Origin of the sequence: Paenibacillus sp. FSL R5-0636 (assembly GCF_037974255.1) — a bacterium.
In the GTDB taxonomy this organism is placed as follows: domain Bacteria; phylum Bacillota; class Bacilli; order Paenibacillales; family Paenibacillaceae; genus Paenibacillus_AQ; species Paenibacillus_AQ odorifer.
Genome location: NZ_CP150232.1, coordinates 6,505,639 through 6,525,558 on the forward strand (window position 1 = coordinate 6,505,639; position 19,920 = coordinate 6,525,558).

The 19,920-nt window shown below is 43.5% G+C and carries 14 protein-coding genes and 1 riboswitch; of the genes, 10 read left to right on the plus strand and 4 right to left on the minus strand.

All coding sequences use genetic code 11. The features are described from left to right. Window positions 1–604: 604 nt before the first annotated feature. Both uvrA and uvrB read right to left on the minus strand, forming a co-directional pair. Window positions 605–3,478 (minus strand): excinuclease ABC subunit UvrA, encoded by a 2,874-nt coding sequence (gene uvrA, locus MKX34_RS29810; protein ID WP_036678625.1) that lies wholly within the window; start codon window positions 3,476–3,478, stop codon window positions 605–607. 492 nt (window positions 3,479–3,970) lie between these two features. Beyond that, window positions 3,971–5,962, minus strand: a complete 1,992-nt coding sequence (gene uvrB / locus MKX34_RS29815; RefSeq protein WP_036678623.1) for an excinuclease ABC subunit UvrB — start codon at window positions 5,960–5,962, stop codon at window positions 3,971–3,973. A 179-nt stretch (window positions 5,963–6,141) separates the two neighbouring features. Between uvrB and MKX34_RS29820 the strand changes: the two genes are divergently transcribed. Both MKX34_RS29820 and MKX34_RS29825 read left to right on the plus strand, forming a co-directional pair. Further along, window positions 6,142–6,924 (plus strand): flagellar motor protein, encoded by a 783-nt coding sequence (locus MKX34_RS29820; RefSeq protein ID WP_036678620.1) that lies wholly within the window; start codon window positions 6,142–6,144, stop codon window positions 6,922–6,924. Continuing rightward, window positions 6,921–7,751: a flagellar motor protein MotB gene (locus MKX34_RS29825; RefSeq protein ID WP_076107091.1), complete on the plus strand. Its 831-nt coding sequence runs from the start codon at window positions 6,921–6,923 to the stop codon at window positions 7,749–7,751. Before MKX34_RS29820 ends, MKX34_RS29825 begins: the two co-directional genes overlap by 4 nt. A gap of 429 nt (window positions 7,752–8,180) precedes the next feature. On the opposite strand, the gene gcvH is transcribed toward MKX34_RS29825, so the two are convergent. Then, window positions 8,181–8,573, minus strand: a complete 393-nt coding sequence (gene gcvH / locus MKX34_RS29830; protein WP_036678614.1) for a glycine cleavage system protein GcvH — start codon at window positions 8,571–8,573, stop codon at window positions 8,181–8,183. Between the two features lie 278 nt (window positions 8,574–8,851). Beyond that, a riboswitch (glycine riboswitch) is annotated at window positions 8,852–8,950 on the plus strand. Window positions 8,951–9,141: 191 nt separating this feature from the next. On the opposite strand from gcvH, the gene gcvT reads away from it, so the two are divergent. The 3 genes from gcvT (at window position 9,142) to gcvPB (ending at window position 13,170) form a co-directional block, all read left to right on the plus strand. Further along, entirely contained in the window at window positions 9,142–10,254 is a 1,113-nt protein-coding gene (gcvT, locus tag MKX34_RS29835; protein ID WP_038573515.1) for a glycine cleavage system aminomethyltransferase GcvT, read from the plus strand. A 106-nt stretch (window positions 10,255–10,360) separates the two neighbouring features. Beyond that, entirely contained in the window at window positions 10,361–11,713 is a 1,353-nt protein-coding gene (gcvPA, locus tag MKX34_RS29840; RefSeq protein ID WP_076297058.1) for an aminomethyl-transferring glycine dehydrogenase subunit GcvPA, read from the plus strand. Next, a complete protein-coding gene (gene gcvPB, locus MKX34_RS29845; RefSeq protein WP_036678605.1) occupies window positions 11,710–13,170 on the plus strand; it encodes an aminomethyl-transferring glycine dehydrogenase subunit GcvPB in 1,461 nt (486 codons plus the stop codon). The genes gcvPA and gcvPB overlap by 4 nt, the downstream gene beginning before the upstream one ends. A 118-nt stretch (window positions 13,171–13,288) precedes the next feature. On the opposite strand, the gene MKX34_RS29850 is transcribed toward gcvPB, so the two are convergent. Then, window positions 13,289–14,080, minus strand: a complete 792-nt coding sequence (locus MKX34_RS29850) for a helix-turn-helix transcriptional regulator (protein WP_038573519.1) — start codon at window positions 14,078–14,080, stop codon at window positions 13,289–13,291. 313 nt (window positions 14,081–14,393) lie between these two features. Here MKX34_RS29850 and MKX34_RS29855 point away from each other — a divergent pair, with 313 nt between their 5' ends. The 5 genes from MKX34_RS29855 (at window position 14,394) to MKX34_RS29875 (ending at window position 19,912) form a co-directional block, all read left to right on the plus strand. After that, window positions 14,394–14,867, plus strand: a complete 474-nt coding sequence (locus MKX34_RS29855) for a hypothetical protein (RefSeq protein ID WP_051491031.1) — start codon at window positions 14,394–14,396, stop codon at window positions 14,865–14,867. Window positions 14,868–15,304: 437 nt separating this feature from the next. Beyond that, the gene (locus MKX34_RS29860) at window positions 15,305–15,559 is read left to right on the plus strand and encodes a hypothetical protein (RefSeq protein WP_036678596.1); all 255 of its coding nucleotides are present in this window, start codon (window positions 15,305–15,307) and stop codon (window positions 15,557–15,559) included. 12 nt (window positions 15,560–15,571) lie between these two features. Further along, window positions 15,572–15,820: a hypothetical protein gene (locus tag MKX34_RS29865; protein ID WP_036678593.1), complete on the plus strand. Its 249-nt coding sequence runs from the start codon at window positions 15,572–15,574 to the stop codon at window positions 15,818–15,820. A 199-nt stretch (window positions 15,821–16,019) separates the two neighbouring features. After that, entirely contained in the window at window positions 16,020–18,257 is a 2,238-nt protein-coding gene (locus MKX34_RS29870) for a peptidase domain-containing ABC transporter (protein WP_244886399.1), read from the plus strand. Further along, a complete protein-coding gene (locus MKX34_RS29875; protein ID WP_038573521.1) occupies window positions 18,254–19,912 on the plus strand; it encodes an HlyD family efflux transporter periplasmic adaptor subunit in 1,659 nt (552 codons plus the stop codon). Before MKX34_RS29870 ends, MKX34_RS29875 begins: the two co-directional genes overlap by 4 nt. Window positions 19,913–19,920: the final 8 nt, after the last annotated feature.

Genomic DNA, 19,920 nt, shown 5'->3' on the forward strand with positions numbered 1-19,920 from the left:
GGGAAATTCTCCCTAAAATTGTCCGATTAACAGTTCATTTTGTGGTTATCAGGGAATTCCTCCCTAAAAATCATTAGAAAACCGGGTATATGAGTAAATTCACCCGATAATTGGGGAGGTTTTCCCGGATTTCACCTTATATGATCTAAAAACTCGGATTTTCAGGGAAGTTTTCCCTAATCTAACAAACAGTTATTTGATAGAGTGATATGATGATTAATTATTCGGTTTTCAAGGAACTTTTGGCCCTAACGTTAATCAATTACTTGTTAACCCTATCAACAGAATACTCCTCATTGAATCTTACTACGAACATGTCCTACATATGCCTACCTTGCCTATTATTAAATCCATTTTTTCTATAGAATTCGTATAACTTTTGCTAGAAATATCACATCATATATCTATGAGCCATCTTTCGCACAATTACCAGATAATCCTACAACGCCTTAAGTCGCTTTGACTCCATTCTAGAGGACGAGGTTAGCTATTAGCTGTTAGTTGTCAGATGTTTCCCTTCAAGAAATTATTGCTTACAACCTACAATAAAAGCCCCGGCAAGATACCGAGGCCTTATTTATACATAGGTTATATTACTTACTGTTTATTTGGTTTCCGCCGTCTCAAGCATAAGCGCTTCGGTCCGCTCTGTATCACGAATCAGAACCGGCTTCAGATATTTACCTGTGTAAGACTCTGTGACAGTAATGATCTTCTCCGGTGTTCCTGTTGCCAGGACGGTACCACCGCCGCTACCACCTTCCGGTCCCATATCGATGATATAATCCGCTGTCTTGATTACATCCAGATTATGTTCAATAACAAGAACCGATTCTCCGGAATCCACCAAACGATGCAATACCTCAAGCAGACGACCAATGTCATCTACATGCAGACCTGTCGTAGGCTCATCCAAAATATAAAGTGTTTTACCCGTGCTGCGACGGTAGAGCTCAGAAGCCAATTTTACCCGCTGTGCTTCACCACCGGATAAAGTGGTTCCCGGTTGACCAATCTTAATATAACCAAGTCCTACATCCATCAGTGTTTGCATTTTACGATGGATACGCGGGATATTTACAAAAAACTCTGTTGCGTCCTCTACCGTCATCTCTAACACATCTGAAATGTTTTTGCCTTTATATTTCACTTCTAGTGTTTCCCGGTTATACCGTTTGCCTTTACATACTTCGCAAGGGACGTATACGTCCGGCAAGAAGTGCATCTCAATCTTAATGATCCCGTCTCCACGGCAAGCTTCACAACGTCCGCCTTTTACGTTAAAGCTGAAGCGTCCCTTTTGGAAACCACGTACCTTAGCCTCATTTGTCTTGGAGAATAGGTCACGGATGTCATCGAATACACCTGTATAAGTTGCTGGGTTGGAGCGCGGTGTCCGCCCGATTGGTGACTGATCGATTTCAATAACCTTATCGAGATTTTCTAGTCCACGAATTTCTTTATGCTGACCAGGACGCACCTTCACAGCCTTATTCAGCTGCCGTGCCAGACTCTTGTAAAGAATCTCGTTGATAAGCGAGGATTTACCGGAACCCGATACACCTGTCACCGCTGTAAATACACCTAATGGAATCTTCACATTCACATTTTTCAGGTTATTCTCTTTAGCACCACGTATTTCTACCCATCGATCATCGGTAGGACGGCGTTTAGCGGTAACCGGAATAAATTTACGTCCACTTAAATATTCACCCGTTAATGAATTTGGATCTTTCATAATCTCTTCTGGCGTCCCTTGAGCCATAACTTGTCCACCATGAATACCTGCGCCCGGACCAATATCAATAATATAATCCGCTGCCATCATCGTATCTTCGTCATGCTCTACAACAATCAGCGTGTTGCCTAAATCACGCATATGCGCAAGCGTAGAGATCAGGCGATCATTGTCCCGTTGATGCAAGCCAATACTTGGCTCATCCAGAATGTACAATACACCCATGAGACTTGAACCGATCTGAGTAGCCAACCGAATACGCTGCGCCTCACCACCGGAAAGCGAACCCGCTGCACGGCTAAGCGTCAAATAATCCAAGCCTACATTCACAAGGAATCCAAGCCGATTGCAGATCTCTTTTAGAATGAGGTTGGCGATGGCTGTTTCTTTTTCGCTCAATTTTATCTCTTCAAACCAATGCTGGCAGTCTCCTATTGAAAGGTCCGTAACATCAGAAATATTATGATCATTGATAGTCACAGCTAATATTTCTTTTTTCAGACGTTTACCTTTACATACATGACATGGCTTAGCACTCATAAACCCTTCGATAAATTCACGAATACCATCCGAAGCAGTTTCACGGTAACGCCGCTCGAGGTTAGGTATAATCCCTTCAAAAGCAACCATCGCATCTTTCTTTTGACCGAAATCATTTTCATAACGGAAGCGGACCTTCTCACTGCCTGTACCGTTCAGTAATTTATTCATATGATCAGGTGTCAGACTGCTTACCGGAACGTTCTGTGGAATTTTAAAGTGTTCACAAACCGACTTTAGGAATTGCGGATAGTAATTAGAAGTACTTCCAGTCCAAGCTAAAAAAGCACCTTCTTCGATGGATTTCTCAGCATCAGGAATAAGCAGGTCTGGATCGACCACCATCTTCATGCCAAGTCCATCACACTCTGTACAAGCTCCAAACGGACTGTTGAAAGAGAACATCCGTGGTGCCAACTCTTCAATACTAAAACCACAAATTGGACAAGCAAAGTTAGAGCTGAAAAGCAGCTCTTCCTGGCCGATGATATCCACAAGGATTTTACCGCCCGAAAGCTTAAGCGCCGTCTCCAGTGAATCCGTCAGCCGGGTCTCCACATCGTCTTTAACAACGATCCGGTCTACCACAACTTCTATTGTATGTTTTTTATTCTTTTCTAGTTCAATATCCTCAGACAGATCTCTTAGTTCCCCGTCCACACGCACACGTACGAAGCCTTGCTTAGAGATATCTGTGAAGAGTCCTTTATGCTCACCTTTACGTCCTGAAATGATTGGCGCCAGGATCTGCAACCGAGTTTTCTCGGGATACTGCATAATCCGGTCTACCATCTGTTCAACGGTCTGGGAGGTAATCTCAATACCATGCTCTGGGCAATGGGGATGACCAATACGTGCAAAGAGCAACCGCAAATAGTCATAAATCTCCGTAACTGTACCTACCGTGGAGCGTGGGTTCCGGCTTGTTGTCTTCTGATCTATAGATATCGCCGGGGACAAACCATCAATTGAATCCACATCTGGTTTCTCCATTTGTCCCAAAAACTGACGTGCATAAGCTGACAAAGATTCAACATAACGCCGTTGTCCTTCAGCATAAATCGTATCAAATGCAAGCGATGATTTACCTGAGCCGCTCAGTCCCGTCAGCACGACGAAACGGTCACGTGGAATCGTCACATCGATGTTTTTGAGATTGTGCGCCCTCGCGCCTTTAATTACAATATTTTCGTTCGCCAACGGAACCTCTCCTTTAAAAAACTATTTCAACTTTATTTCAAAATATTCTCAAAGCCTTTTCAAAGCCTTTCGATCCCTCCCAAACCCTCCCTTCCAAGGGAGGGCCCCAAGGGTTGCACCCTCTGGACACCCGCATTTTCTGGAGAAGGAGTATGGTGGGACGTAACTTAGTGACTATAATGCTCAGAGCGCTTATCCCTACGGGACCACTTGGACGTTACCGCACTAACTAAAGACAGGTACATGCAACTGTCATAGACGTTGCATGGTGCTGTCCCTGCGGGATACGCATAAGTACCAAGTACATTGCCTGGTGCTGTCCCTACGGGATACGCGTAAGTGCCAAGTACATTGCGGGCGCTGTCCCTGCGGGATACGTTTAAGTGCCATAAACATTACTGGATACGCGACCCTCTATTGATTCAAAAAGAACGGTCTAGGACAGCACCGTTCAATACCTATTTTAAATATCGGTGATGCATTAATGGTTTGTTACTCAGCCCGAAGCTCCAGCAATGCGTCACGTAGCTCTGCCGCGCGTTCAAATTGCAGGTTCTTGGCAGCGTCCTTCATTTCAGCTTCCAGACGCTGGATCAGACTTTGTTTTTCTTTCTTATTCATCTTGCCACCCACACCTGTGAGATAATCAGCTTTAGACTCAGCAACCTTCGTTGCCTCGATGATGTCACGCACTTTTTTATTAATGGTGGTTGGGGTAATGCCATGTTTCTCATTATGAGCAATCTGAATGGCGCGACGGCGCGATGTTTCGCTCATCGCTTTCTCCATCGAATCAGTGATCCGATCACCATACATGATTACACGACCCTCAGAGTTACGAGCCGCACGGCCAATCGTCTGAATTAGTGAACGTTCGGAACGAAGGAACCCTTCTTTATCGGCATCGAGAATTGCAACTAAAGATACCTCCGGTAAGTCGAGACCTTCTCTCAGGAGGTTAATCCCTACCAGTACATGGAACGTACCGAGACGAAGATCCCGCAAGATCGCCATCCGTTCCAGTGTTTTGATGTCAGAGTGCATATAACGAACCTTAATACCGATTTCCTTAAAGTAGTCTGTCAGATCCTCCGACATCTTCTTCGTCAAAGTGGTAACGAGTACACGTTCATCACGTTCGACCCGGTCACGGATTTCGCTAATCAGATCATCGATTTGGCCTTCTGTAGGACGAACCTCAATGATTGGATCCAATAGCCCAGTCGGACGGATAATCTGCTGCACCATAGTTTCACAGTGTTCCATTTCATAAGGTCCAGGTGTCGCGGAGACGTATATGATCTGGTTCACTTTATCTTCGAACTCTTCGAACTGAAGCGGACGGTTATCCAGTGCAGAAGGCAGACGGAAACCATGCTCTACCAACACTGTCTTACGCGCCCGGTCACCGTTATACATCGCCCGAATTTGCGGAAGGGTAACATGGGATTCATCTACGACAATTAACATATCATCAGGAAAATAATCCATTAACGTATATGGAGTTGCTCCTGGCTCCCTGAAGGTTAGCGGCCCGGAATAGTTCTCGATCCCCGAACAGAAACCCACTTCCTTCATCATCTCAATATCGTAACGTGTCCGTTGTTCCAGACGTTGCGCTTCCAGGAGCTTGCCTGCGTCACGAAGCACGGTCAGCCGCTCTTCCAGCTCCCGTTCAATATTGACTATTGCTACACGCATCGTTTCTTCCTTGGTAACAAAGTGAGAAGCCGGAAAAATGGCGACATGGTCGCGTTCACCGATCAATTCACCCGTTAAAACATCAATTTCAGTGATCCGCTCAATCTCATCGCCAAACAATTCAACGCGAATCGCATGTTCACCCTGAGATGCCGGGAAGATTTCAACCACATCACCACGTACACGGAATGTTCCGCGTACAAAATTGATATCATTGCGCTGGTATTGAATATCCACCAGTCTGCTCAGAATCTCATTGCGCGGCTTCTCCATCCCAACCCGCAAGGACAACAGCAAGCTTCCGTATTCCATTGGTGAACCGAGACCGTAAATACAAGACACACTCGCTACAATAATAACGTCACGCCGTTCGAACAAGGAGCTTGTCGCGGAGTGGCGAAGTTTATCAATCTCTTCGTTAATACTGGAATCTTTCTCAATATAAGTATCGGAGGAGGGAATGTACGCCTCTGGTTGGTAATAGTCGTAGTAGCTGACGAAATAGTCTACCGAATTATTCGGGAAAAACTCCTTAAACTCACTTGCCAGCTGGGCAGCCAGTGTCTTGTTATGCGCAATAACCAGCGTGGGGCGATTTAATTTGGAAATAACTTGCGCGACAGTAAAGGTCTTCCCTGTACCTGTCGCTCCCAGCAGCGTCTGGTGCTTCTTACCCTGCCGGATGCCTTGTAGTAATTCATCTATGGCATGAGGCTGATCGCCCTGGGGTGTATACTCGGACTCCAATTCAAAAGTCTTCGTACTGACGACAATATCACTCATTTGCCCGTCTCCCCTCTATCGTCTAAACTAGATTAATATATTATAATTGTTGTCTGAATCTTCTCTCTCCATACGATAGTAAAAAATATGGAAGATAAGAATATGTGTTCCCGTTCATTATACAGTGTTGCTTAGATCGATGCAAACCATAATACACAGAAATGTTAGGAGCTTGAAGCATGGATATTACCGCAATAATCGGCCTAGTGGCCGGACTGGCTGCGCTAATCGGCGGCTACCTCTGGGAAGGCGGAAGCCTTTCCGGACTGCTGCAGCTTAATGCAGCTTTGATTGTATTTGGAGGTACGATTGCCGCCGTAATGATCAGCTTCCCGGCAGCTAAGCTACGCTCCATTCCCACCGCTCTGCGCATGGCTTTTGGCCGCAATCCTGAACGTGATGAAGAGAAGGCAGAAGAGCTTATCGCAATGGCCACAGTGGCCCGCCGCGGCGGCGTTTTAATGCTCGAAAAACAAGCGGAAGCACATCCCGATTCCTTTACGCGCGAAGGACTGTTGCTTATCGTCGATGGCACTGACCCTGAGCAGGTAAGACAGATTTTGGAATTGGAAATGGATGCGAAAGAATTGAAGCATGAAAGCTACGCCAAGATTTTTGAAGCCGCTGGCGGATATGCTCCAACGATGGGGATCATCGGTACAGTTATGGGACTCATTAGGGTACTGGGCAACCTTACAGACCCATCAAATCTAGGTACCTCTATCGCAGTAGCGTTCACTGCAACACTGTACGGAGTAGCCATCGCTAATCTAATATTTTTACCCATTGCTTCCAAAATCAAATCCCGCAGCCAAAGTGAGCTGCATAGCATGGAGATGCTGCTAGTAGGCATTCTTTCTCTACAAAACGGGGATCATCCGCTGCTGGTGCGTAAAAAACTGAACTCCTTCATTTCAGATACCACCACAGATGACCGTGCAGAAGCAAGAGGTTTTATATGAGACAAAGAGACCGGCGCAAACGGCGGGTAGAGAATCGAGAAAGCCGTGATCGTTGGATGATTACTTACGCAGATCTAATTACGCTTTTACTTATATTTTTCGTTATATTGTATGCGATGAGCAGCCTGGACACTGACAAATACAATATCGTAACCGGCTCTTTATCCCAGACTTTCAAGTCGAGCAGCACTGTTCTTGAAGGCGGAGATGGTATTTTAGATGCTGGAAAGACCCCTGACAACAAACCAGAGAGTACAGATGGGAATGCGAACGCAACTGCAAAACCAAATGACGGTTCTGATAAACAAACGGAGAATGAAACACCTTCAGCACGGGAGTTGGCTTTTCGAGAACAAGAGGCGAAGCTTGCTGAGTTAATGGGTGTGATCACCCACTATGTGGAGGAGAATAATCTCGGTGAACAAATATTTGTAGCCGACAAACCGCAGGGCATAGAAATCACGCTCAGCGACCGTTTTCTTTTTGATGTGGGTAAAGCAGATGTGAAGTCACCAGCCCTTCCTGCTCTTCAGCAGTTGTCTGGCTTATTCAAAGATATCGGGGCAACGATCAGCATTGAAGGACATACGGATAATACACCAGTGTCATCAGCTTCACGTTATAACGACAATTGGGAGCTATCGGGTGCTCGTGCGCTTTCTGTGCTGCGCTTTTTCTTAGATAATGAAGGACTGAACCCGGACACTTTTCAATATGCAGGTTATGCCGATACCCGACCAACAGCAGATAATACTACGGTAGCAGGCAAACAGAAAAATCGACGCGTAGAGATCATTGTCCTTCGACAGCTTCAAGAGGTGGAATAAAAATATAGTTGTTTGTGCTCAGAGCTAAGTTCGGCGGCTAAGGCCATTTCAATTGCCACATTGACCAATAATGGGGTTTCACCTAATTTAATTCGGGAAAACCTCCCTGATTTTTCACCTAATATCGTATCCAATCGCGGAATGAGGGAATTTCTCCCTGATTATTACTCTTTTTAGTCTGATATAGTGGTTTTACCGAGATAATTAGGGAGGAATTCCCTAAAATCCTAACTCTCACGCTATAATCGTCTAAAATGAGGGAGGTTTTCCCTAATTCCATACTCCACTAGACCCTCAAACCATTCGATTGAGTTTACGAATACTCGCACAATCTACATAAGAAACACAAACAGCAAGTCCCCAAATCACAGAAACTTGCTGCTAAAAACATCACACTTGATCAGACTATTTCCCGTCCCCAATTTCCAATTATTCAGCAACTAACGCGCTATAACCGGCTGCATCTAACAGACCTTTTACAGCATCAGCATATTCTCCATCAACTTCAATCTCAAAAATCCAACCCCCGCCATATGGCTGATCATTGATAAGCTCCGGACTAGCTTCTAATCCATCATTCACCTTGGTAACCGTCCCAGAGACGGGCGAATACAATTCCGATACCGTCTTAACGGATTCGATACTGCCTACGCTGTCACCGGCCGAAATGGTTGATCCTACCTCAGGAAACTCAACAAATACGATGTCGCCTAATAAATGCTGAGCATGGTCCGTAATCCCAACACGTACTACTCGTCCTTCTACTTGCTGTGCCCATTCATGCTCTTCGCTGTAAAGAAGGTTGTCTAATACTTCACTCATTTCAAGCCGCCTCATTTCCAATTTGGAGTTCTAAATTTAGTTATAGCCTAAGTTATCCCGGCTCACAATGTCAATATTACTAACAGGAAATTTAAATTTGTCATTTTTTCGACGTTTTCTTGTTGACAGCGCCCGACTATACCCGTTTAATGGAGACATACAAGAAGAAACGACGTTGTCGTCTTTTTATAGACAATAACCGTTTCTCGGAGAAATATAAGGATAATGTATAATGTGAACCATATACTTTCTTATATTTGAAATAAATATAGTTGCGGATGATGGCATAGGGAGAGACTGTCTCACTTGAAGACGGCGCCGAAGGAGTAAGCCCTAACAGGGGTGAATCTCTCAGGCAAAAGGACCTTTGTCGGACGTATCTCTGGAGAGCATCAGACGCAAGGCTAGATGCGTCAGATCACCAACGGGGAAACCTGCAAGCTAGTTACGGCAGGGTAACTCTCAGGTACAAAGGACAGAGCAGAAAGCGATTTGTGCATTTATGCATGATTGCTTCTGCCTGTCCTTTTTTCGTATGTAATCAGATCAGATCAAGGGGAGTGACGACATGGATGCTTTGAGAAGAACACCTTTTTATGATCTCTATTCCGCTTATGCGGAATCCAGATGCATTGACTTCGGTGGCTGGGAGCTGCCAGTACAGTTTACAGGTATCGTAAAAGAGCATGAAGCCGTTCGCCAGCAGGCTGGGCTGTTCGATGTCTCGCATATGGGTGAATTCATGGTGATTGGGAGCGGTGCAGAAGCCTTTTTGCAAAAAATGACAACCAATGATGTCAGCCGTCTCACGGATGGTGCGGCACAATATACACTGCTCTGTTATCCAAATGGCGGAGTTGTCGACGATCTACTCGTGTATCGCCTAAGCGAAGGGCATTATATGCTCGTCGTTAATGCCTCCAACATCGACAAAGACTTCCAGTGGCTGCAAGAGCATTTGACCTCTGAATTCGGCGAAGTCACGCTCACTAATGTCTCTGACGAGACGCTTTTGCTCGCCTTGCAGGGTCCTCTGGCAGAGACCATTCTCGCGGAAGTTACTGATGCTCCTATTTCAACACTCAAGCCTTTCCATTTCATCGAACGCGCCACCGTTTGCGGTGTAGAGGTACTTATCTCCCGTACGGGTTATACCGGTGAAGATGGCTTCGAGATCTACGCTTCGCTGGAAGGTGCAGAAACGTTATGGAACGGACTGCTTGCTGCAGGCGCGCCTCACGGATTAACACCTGCTGGACTGGGTGCACGGGATACCCTGCGTTTTGAGGCAAAATTACCACTGTACGGTCAGGAGCTATCCGCTGACATCACCCCGCTTGAAGCAGGAGTACAGTTCTTCGTGAAGCTGGACAAAATAGACTTTATCGGACGCGATGCACTAATACAGCAAAAAGAAGCTGGGATTCCCCGTCGCCTTGTCGGCCTAGAAATGATTGATCGAGGCATTCCACGCTCCCATTATCCTGTTTGGGCAGATGGGGTTAAGATTGGTGAGGTCACAACCGGAACACAGTCCCCTACGCTGAAACGGAACCTGGGGTTGGCTTTGATTGATGCTGCTTACAGTGAAATAGGCACAGAGGTTTACGTAGAGATACGCGGCAAGCAGCTTAAGGCTGTAGTGATCAAGGCCCCTTTTTACAAGTATAAACGCCTTTAGCGTCCATATAAGGACGGTGAGCTTTTAAGCGAGAAATAGAAGGATAAAGTATAGCGTGAAAATTGTACTTTCTTATATTTTAAAAAAGCCAAGGAGTGAAACCTTAATGAAGCACCGTTATCTGCCCATGACAGAACAGGACCGCGTAGAGATGATGGAGGCCGTCGGGATTCAGTCTATAGATGAGCTGTTCTCCGATATTCCTGAAGCGGTACGTTACCAAGGCACTATGCCGATGTCTGAACCACTCGATGAATACGCCCTGCTGCGCCACATGAAAGGTTTGGCTGACCAAAATGCCGACTTTGATTCTCACGCCAGCTTCCTCGGCGCCGGATTATACGATCATCACATCCCTGTGGTCATCAACCATGTCATTTCCCGTTCTGAATTCTACACTGCCTACACTCCTTATCAACCGGAGATCAGCCAAGGTGAGCTGCAAGCGATCTTCGAATTCCAATCCTACATTTGCGAACTAACCGGTATGAAAGTTGCCAATGCCAGTATGTATGATGGCGCTACAGCTTTATCCGAAGCAGCGGTTCTCGCGGCTGGTGCTACCAAACGCAAAAAATTAATCGTCTCCCGTACCGTTCATCCTGAGGCTCGCCAAGTGCTATGTACTTCGGCTAATGCTTGGGGTCTGGAGGTGGTGGAGATTGACTATAAAGACGGTGTTACCGATCAAGCTAAACTCGCTGAAGCTATCGATGGAGATACTGCCGCAGTGCTTATTCAATCGCCTAACTTCTTCGGCAGCATCGAGGATCTTCGCTCGGTTGAGCCGCTGATTCACGCGGTTAAAGGTCTTCTTGTAGTCAGCGCGAACCCAATAGCTCTAGGTGTACTTGAAACTCCGGGCAAACTTGGAGCCGACATCGTAGTGGGTGATGCTCAGCCACTTGGTATTCCAGCTTCTCTCGGGGGTCCAACTTGCGGATTCTTTGCCGTAGCTGATCACCTGATGCGCCGCATGCCAGGCCGGATCGTTGGCCAAACGGTAGACCGTAACGGTAAACGTGGCTTCGTTCTTACACTTCAAGCGCGTGAGCAGCATATTCGTCGTGAAAAAGCGACATCGAATATCTGCTCCAATCAGGCGCTGCTGGCTCTCTGCGCATCCGTCTACTTGTCCGTTATGGGCAAAGAAGGCATGCGTGAAGTAGGCGAGCTAAATATTCGCAAAAGCCATTACGCTGCTAATAAACTCAGCGGACTAACAGGTGCTGAACTTGCCTTCTCCTCCCCATTCTTTAACGAATTTGTCGTGAAGCTTCCTGAAGGCAGCAGTGTGGCCTCTATTAATTCGAAGCTGCTGAAGGAAGGTTATCTTGGGGGTTATGATCTGGGTCGTGATTATCCTGAACTTGCTGGACATATGCTGGTTGCCGTAACGGAAAAAAGAAGCAAAACCGAAATCGGCCAATTCGCTAGCGCACTGGAGGGCTGTTTATGAAACCGGAGCAAAGTCTAATTTTTGAATTAAGCCGTCCTGGCCGTTCGGCCTATTCTTTGCCACTATGCGATGTGCCGCAGGAAGAAACCTTGGAATCCCTAATTCCATCGGATTTACTCCGTAGCGAACCCGTCGTACTTCCAGAAGTATCGGAAGTGGATGTCATTCGCCACTACACTTCTCTTTCACGTCGCAACTTTGGTGTAGACAATGGCTTCTATCCACTCGGTTCATGCACGATGAAATACAATCCGAAGATTAACGAAGATGTTGCCCGCTTCTCCGGCTTCGCCAAAATTCATCCCTACCAACCAGAAGAAAGTATTCAAGGCGCACTGGAATTAATGTATACCCTACAAAATGATCTGTCCGCGCTGACGGGCATGGATGCAGTATCCTTACAGCCTGCCGCAGGTGCTCATGGTGAATGGACCGGCCTCATGATGATCCGCGCCTACCATGAAAGTCGCGGCGAGACGCGTACTAAGGTTATCGTGCCGGATTCCTCGCACGGAACCAATCCTGCTAGTGCCTCAGCAGCAGGACTTGAAACGATCACGATCCCTTCCACAGATAAAGGAATGGTCGATCTTGAAGCACTGAAGGCAGCCGTCGGTAGCGACACAGCCGCACTGATGCTGACTAACCCAAGCACACTCGGCTTGTTCGAGACCCAAATTGTCGAGATTGCTGAGATCGTGCATGAAGCAGGGGGCTTACTCTATTACGATGGAGCCAACTCCAATGCCATTATGGGCATTACCCGCCCTGGCGACATGGGCTTTGACGTTGTGCATCTGAACTTGCATAAGACAATGAGCACCCCACATGGCGGTGGCGGCCCTGGAGCCGGACCAGTCGGCGTAAAATCTATCCTCATTCCATTCTTGCCACAACCTACTGTGGTAAAGAATGAAGATAGCAGCTTCTCACTTCACTTCGGTGGTCCTGAATCTATTGGACGCGTGAAAGCTTTTTATGGAAACTTTGGTATTCTGGTTCGTGCCTATGCCTATATCCGGACCTATGGTCCAGACGGACTGCGTGAGGTATCCGAAAATGCTGTGCTGAATGCGAACTATATGATGCACCGTCTGGCGCCGTATTTTGAAATCCCATATCCGGGTGTATGTAAGCATGAATTCGTGATGTCCGGCAAAAACCTCAAGCAATATGGCGTGCGCACCTTAGACGTTGCTAAACGATTGCTCGACTTCGGCTACCACCCGCCAACCGTGTACTTCCCTCTGACTGTTGAGGAATGCATGATGATCGAGCCGACGGAAACCGAAAGTAAAGAAACGCTCGACGGCTTCATCGATACGATGATTCAGATTGTGAAAGAAGCGCAGGAGACACCAGAAATTGTAATCAACGCACCGCATACCACAGAGATTAGCCGTTTGGATGAGACACAGGCTGCGCGTAAGCCAGTTTTGAATTGTTCTTGCGGTTAAGTACTTATCAAAAAAATGTTCTAGACAGATAAAAGCCATCCTCCGTTGTTGATTAATTTCGGAGGATGGCTTTTATATCTTATGTACAAACGAGTATTTTGATGTTTATCATCAAAATTTACAACTTAAGTATTTCTATCAATTCCCATCTCTCGCTGATATCCATCTTACTATAAATACTCTTAACGATATTCCGCACAGTCCCCTCTTTCACATTAAGGTCATTGGAAATTTGCAACGCACCTTTTCTTAGTGACCAGTGATACGCTACCTCCCTTTCTCTGGGCGATAATCGATACGAATCACACTTTTCCTGAAATCTGTACTCAATTAACTTTGGGCTTCGTTCCTTCAACTTCAGAACAATCTTTTCGGATAATTGTTTAATAAAGAGAATCGAAAAGCCAATTTGCCTCTCGGCTTCAAATGAAATGTCGATATATCCACATATACAACCATTTATCATTATAGGAGCGCATACACAATTCCACTCTTTAAACATTGGCATACTATGCTCTTCTCCACGCACTACTGCAATTGATTTAACCTCCATCGCTAGTGAAACTGCATTTACTCCAGAGAATTGCTTCGAAAGGTTAGTTCCACTCCTAATTCCAAAATGATCTACTTTCTTCTGAAACGCTTCGAAAGGAGTAACAATATTAATAATATTGCCGGCTTGATCTGTTAAGAAAAAAACAAAGGGCAATAAGAGAAATTCCGTTACTTTCGCCAATTCTGAATGTAGTACTTCAACCAATACCTCGTAGGGAACCAGCTCTTCTATAGAAAAGGATTTTTCTGTTTTGAGGTTACTCCAAGGTTGGCAAAATTCACACAAGGAATTATTAGATTTTTTATCTAAATCATCTACCGTAAACCAAGCTCGTTCACATTCAAGAATATCCAAAACAAACCATTCTCCCAACTTATGGTATTAATTAAACAGAGCATAACACTCCATTCAAAAGAAAACAATGACATAAGTCGTGAGGTTTGTGTTAGATCAAAAAGATAAAAAATTGTTAAATAAAGTGGATTTATTGTAAAAAAAATATATTTTAGCACAGATTAACTCAAAAGGGAATATGTACTGAGGGATATGTATCTTAATAGATATTCTAGTTACTATAAAGTTATTAATCCACTCATCAGGGAGTTTAACAATTACGATAGGTTTGTGAAAATTCACATAGTTATGATCTTTTTTAGGAGGTGCTGAATTGTTTGAAATTCAAAAAAATCAAGAAATTTTGCTTGAAAATGTCCTTTCCGTTAGAAAGAAGATGAATCAAGAAGAATTACAAATAGAAATAGCTCAAACTGCAAAAATAATAGAAAAATATCAAGCAGTGAAAGCAGGACCCCTTATTACGAGCACATTCTCGGCGGAGATTGTTAATGGGGAATATTTAATGGACATGGAGATTATGATTCCTCTCAATAAGCCTTTTCCATCAGATCAAACTTATAAACACAAAAAAATTTTCCACTTAGTTAATGCCCTATCCTGCAGATTCATGGGGAACCCTGTTGGAGTACAAAGTACATATGAATCTATTATAAAGTACATATCAGATAAGGGACTTCAACAAATCACAGCATTTTATAATGTGTACACTTCAGATAACTCTGAAGCTTCCTTAGAAAAAATGATTATTGACATTTATGTAGGTGTAAATCCATCTATTTTATAAAAATGAGGAGCCGGCTATGAAAAAAAAAATAGTGATTTTCTGTTTTAGTATCACATTAATTTTCACTATCTTGAGTTTTATTTATTATATCGATACCTTTCAAGATACTACAATTACTGTATTAGGAACTCTTTTGATTTTGAATCTATTTATCATCAGTGAATGGAATAAGCTTAGACTGGGAAATCAAAATATTAAGCTTTGGAAGGTGTATTTTTCAGTTATTTGCTCAGGAATTATATTGATAGCCAAAATGAATAGGATTACTAATGGTCCCATATGGATACCCTTTTGTTTCACAGGATTTATCGCTCTCATATTAATTGGATTGAATTTTCTAGCCAAACACGAAAAATGAATATGGAATTAAATCAGGGATTTTCATTTGATCATTCACTCCCGATTTAATATAAATCATGATTAAAGGAGGTGACATAATGGAACTCAGTTTTAATCATAGTACGTTTGAAGAACTTGATTTATCTTCGTTGATGGATCTTAATGGTGGTGGCTGGTTAACTAAAGCAGTCGGCGTAGCCTCTTCAGTAGTGGGCGTTGGGGTTGCTGCTGCTGGAGTACCAGCAATCGCTAGTAGCTGCGCAATCTTAGGAGCAATTGCCACAGTACCAGCTCTTCCTGCATTAGGTTTAGCTGCTGCAGTAGCAGGCGTAGGAGTCGCAATATTTGGATAAGGGGGGATTGAATTGGAAATTTCAAGTAGTGGTTTTGAATTATTAAAAGGATCTGAATTGTACGATATTCAGGGCGGTGCTCTTTGGGGACAAATTGCAACTGGTATAGGTGGAGTTATTGCTGGAGCCACTTTAATAGCAGTTGCGGCAACAGCACCAGTTAGTCTTCCAGTAGTAGCAGCATGCGCCTTTGGCTATACTGCCTTAACTACATCTAGTATCATTGTAATTTCCGCAGGAATTGCTAATAAAAATATATAAAACACTTTCCTGAATATTTAGTAGCTCCAAGAGAATAAATATCATTCACTTGGAGCTTATTATGATTTCTATTAGGTCAGAGAAGCAATCTTCTAGTGAGGCTTATTTACAAAAAGATTTTGTTTCAGTTACGAAATCATTCTCTACATGGATAAGATATTGTTGATCCCAATGAATATGTACAAATCACTAATAGTAGGTGGGGTTTATTCTGTTTAAGAAATACTATTGTATTAAACAGCTTGATATTAAAGACTGCGGTGCAGCCTGTCTAGCAACTATCTCCAAACAATACGGTCTCAAATATCCAATCACTAAAATTCGTGAAGTAGCCGGAACTGATAAAATGGGAACCAATATATATGGACTCATAAAAGCAGCAGAAAAACTTGGGTTTACAGCAAAAGGAGTCAAGGGAAGCCATGAAGCCTTCTTCGAAAACTTCCCACTTCCCGCTATTGCCCATGTCATTATAGATCAGACATTATTACACTATGTTGTAATCCATAAAATATCAAATAAGGAAATAATTGTTGCGGATCCAGTCCAAGGCATAGTTAAATATACACCGGAAGATTTCTTCCAAATCTGGACAAGTGTCCTTATCTTAATGGTACCCACTCCTCAATTCAAAAAAGGGGACCAAACAAAAGGTCTATTTGCTCGTTTCTTTGGATTGCTGATTCCTCAAAAAAGAATGCTAGGAGGAATTTTTCTAACATCTATACTCTACACTATCTTAGGTATACTTGCTGCATTCTATTTCCAATTTCTTTTAGACGAAATTCTACCCTTTGGATTAAAAAAGACACTTAACATAATATCTGTTGGAGTCATCATTCTCTACATATTTCAAATATTATTAAATGCCTTTCGTAGCCATATCTTACTGACGTTGAGCCAAAAACTCGATATTTCACTCATACTTGGCTATTACCACCATGTGTTAAAGCTCCCAATGAATTTTTTTGGTACACGTAAGACAGGAGAAATAATATCAAGGCTTATGGATGCTTCGAAAGTACGAGATGCCATTTCCAGCGCAACACTAACCATCATGATCGATATTATCATGGTTATTGCCGGTGGAATTATTCTATATTCGCAAAGTGCTCTTTTATTCGGAATTACTATACTTATGGTGCCAATGTATCTGGTATTGGTTTGGAGCTTCCACAAACCATTTGACCGTTTAAACCGCGAACAGATGGAAAAAAATGCTCAGCTCACCTCCTATATTGTTGAATCAATAGATGGTATCGAGACAGTTAAAGCCTATCATGCAGAATCGAAAGTGGGCTATGAAACTGAACAGAAGTTCATCTCATTTCTGAGATCTGTCTTCAGTTTTGGTCTTTTCAATAACATTCAAGCCTCCCTCAAGAGTTTTGTACAACTCGTTGGAGGAGTAGCCATACTGTGGGTCGGAGCAAGACAAGTGATAAAAGGCAATATGACAATGGGCCAATTGATTACCTATAACTCGTTATTGGCTTACTTCCTGCAACCCATCCAGAACTTAATCAACCTCCAGCCCACTTTGCAAACGGCCATTGTCGCTGCTGACCGATTAGGAGAAATTCTTGATTTGGAAGCGGAGAAGCATAATGATGAGGACAAGAAGATTCAACCTGCTTCATTAAAAGGTGATATTAAATTTGATCGTGTCAGCTTCAGATACGGTACACGTTCCCTTGTACTTCATGATATCGATTTGACACTTAGACAGGGTGAGAAAATTGCCTTTGTCGGTGAGAGCGGCTCGGGTAAAACCACACTAATCAAATTAATTATGCAATTTTACCAACACGAAGAAGGCGATATCTTAATTAACAACTACAACATTAAAGATATTCATTTAGATAGCTTAAGACAGCGGATCGCATATATCTCACAGGATACTTTCTTTTTTAGCGGAACAATTCGGGAAAATCTATGTCTGGGTGTCGATCAGGATATGGATTTGGAACTGATTGTTACCGCCTGCCAAACCGCACAGGCTCACGAATTCATCAATCAGCTTCCACTCCGCTACAACACTTTGTTAGAAGAGAATGCGACCAATATTTCCGGAGGACAGAAGCAGCGACTGGCTATCGCCAGAGCGGTGCTCAAACAGCCGGATATTCTTATTATGGATGAAGCCACTAGTAACCTGGATTCTACAACGGAGAAGGCAGTATCGGAGACGATCAATGCTTTTGAAGACATGACTACGATTATTATCGCTCACCGTTTGAGTACAATCATGCGTTGTGACCGAATTTATGTCATGGATCAGGGGCGGATTATTGAGTGTGGGACACATCAGGAGCTTCTAGATTACCGTGGAAAGTACTACGGCTTGTGGAAAGATCAACTCCCCGGGGTTGAACAAAAACAAGATCACACCATTCAATATGCTGCTGCAGGAGTAGGCGAGGTGTCTCTCGTATGAGCGCACAAATACATAACTTATCAGAAATGACCGATAGCAGAGAAATCATGGAATCCAAGACCAGTCCTGTGATTTCTATTTTCATACTTATCTTATTTATTCTATTGGGGTCTGCGTTGGTCTGGTCCTATTTTGGCCAGATCGATGAAGTCGCCAAAGCCTCTGCTGTAGTTAGGCCCAATGAAAAAGTCAGTACCATTCAGACTTCATCTGTGGGAAAAGTGGAACAGGTATATATCCATGAAGGGATGCAAATTAAGCAGGGCGAGCAGTTAATTTCCTTTGAGCATAAAGAACTCGATATAGAATTATCCAATCGTAACTCCGAAATCAATAAGCTCACTAAGAAACTGCACTATCTCGAGCTTTATAAACAAAGCATTAGCAATTTAAACAATCAATTTTCTTCTGAACATGCAGACGAAGTTTACTATTATGACATGGTAGAACAATTTCTCCTTGAATACAGCCAGCAGCAGCAGACCTATCAAGGAACCCAGGATCAGCTTACAGCTGCCATTCACGAGAATATAGGTTTGCAAGAATCTTCTGCCTTTAGTGCCGAATCCAGTTTGGATAAATCTCTTCAAAATAAAATTGAACTGGAACGAAAAAAGAAACTGCTGAATGTTGAAATTACAAACGAGAAATTGCTTGTGCAATCCATCAAAGAGAATCAAAATCTGCTTCCATCTACAGATACCAAACGGACGGAACAATATAATACATACCAAATTAAATATGTGCAACTATCTAAACAATCTGCTGAGAAAAAAGAAATCTACAACCGTTCGCTCAGCTTGGGGGACCGCCTTGTGCCTCAATCTCAGATTACAGATGAACAGCATCTATATGAAAGTTCATATTTGCAAATCAACCAATTCCAAACCGAAGCCGTGCTCAGCGCAGAAAGCAATATCACCAATTACAATCAACAATTGGTTGAGATAGAGGTCAGCCTCGATTTGCTAATAAATGGGCATGATCCCTCAGTTTCAGAACGAAAAACTTTAGAAATGCAAAAGAAACAGCTGGCTGAGCAGCAAAATGATCTACTGAATCAAGAGAAACTTAACCGGTCAACCGAAAAAACCTCATTGGAAAAGTTGAAACTTGACCGTATTGTACAGATTCATTCAGCAATAGAAGAAAATAAAAGAACCTTAATTACGCTGCAAGAGGCTATTAAGCAACTTGAGCTTGAACGAAACAAAAGACTGCTCATAGCACCAATTTCTGGGACCATTAATATTTTAAAAGAAACCAACATCGGGGACATGGTACAATCCGGCGAAGCCTTGATCTCCATTATTCCTAGCAACGAGTCAAAATATAAAATGAGCATCGCCGTACCTAACGCAGAAGCAGGAAAAATAGCGATTGGCAATAAAGTTGATTTCAGCTTTTCAGCCTTCCCTAAACAAAGTTTCGGTTCCCAAAAAGGTACGATTACATCTATCAGCACAGATTCAATTGTTCAGCAAGACGGTCTAAGCTACTATTTGGTGGAAGCAACGATATCCAATGACCCACTTGTTAATCGCAGAGGTGAACGTGGAGAGCTTCGTGTAGGGATGATAGCGCAAGCCTCTGTTATTACCGACTCCAAGAAGATCATTGATTTTGTTCTTGAAAAAATCAACTTAAAGGAATAGTGAGGTTG

Excerpts from the sequence above, each read along its gene's own strand:
- uvrB (WP_036678623.1), bottom strand. The coding sequence starts at position 5,962 with ATGAGTGATATTGTCGTCAGTACGAAGACTTTTGAATTGGAGTCCGAG.
- MKX34_RS29820 (WP_036678620.1), top strand. The coding sequence starts at position 6,142 with ATGGATATTACCGCAATAATCGGCCTAGTGGCCGGACTGGCTGCGCTA.
- MKX34_RS29825 (WP_076107091.1), top strand. The coding sequence starts at position 6,921 with ATGAGACAAAGAGACCGGCGCAAACGGCGGGTAGAGAATCGAGAAAGC.
- gcvH (WP_036678614.1), bottom strand. The coding sequence starts at position 8,573 with ATGAGTGAAGTATTAGACAACCTTCTTTACAGCGAAGAGCATGAATGG.
- gcvT (WP_038573515.1), top strand. The coding sequence starts at position 9,142 with ATGGATGCTTTGAGAAGAACACCTTTTTATGATCTCTATTCCGCTTAT.
- gcvPA (WP_076297058.1), top strand. The coding sequence starts at position 10,361 with ATGAAGCACCGTTATCTGCCCATGACAGAACAGGACCGCGTAGAGATG.
- gcvPB (WP_036678605.1), top strand. The coding sequence starts at position 11,710 with ATGAAACCGGAGCAAAGTCTAATTTTTGAATTAAGCCGTCCTGGCCGT.
- MKX34_RS29860 (WP_036678596.1), top strand. The coding sequence starts at position 15,305 with ATGGAACTCAGTTTTAATCATAGTACGTTTGAAGAACTTGATTTATCT.
- MKX34_RS29875 (WP_038573521.1), top strand. The coding sequence starts at position 18,254 with ATGAGCGCACAAATACATAACTTATCAGAAATGACCGATAGCAGAGAA.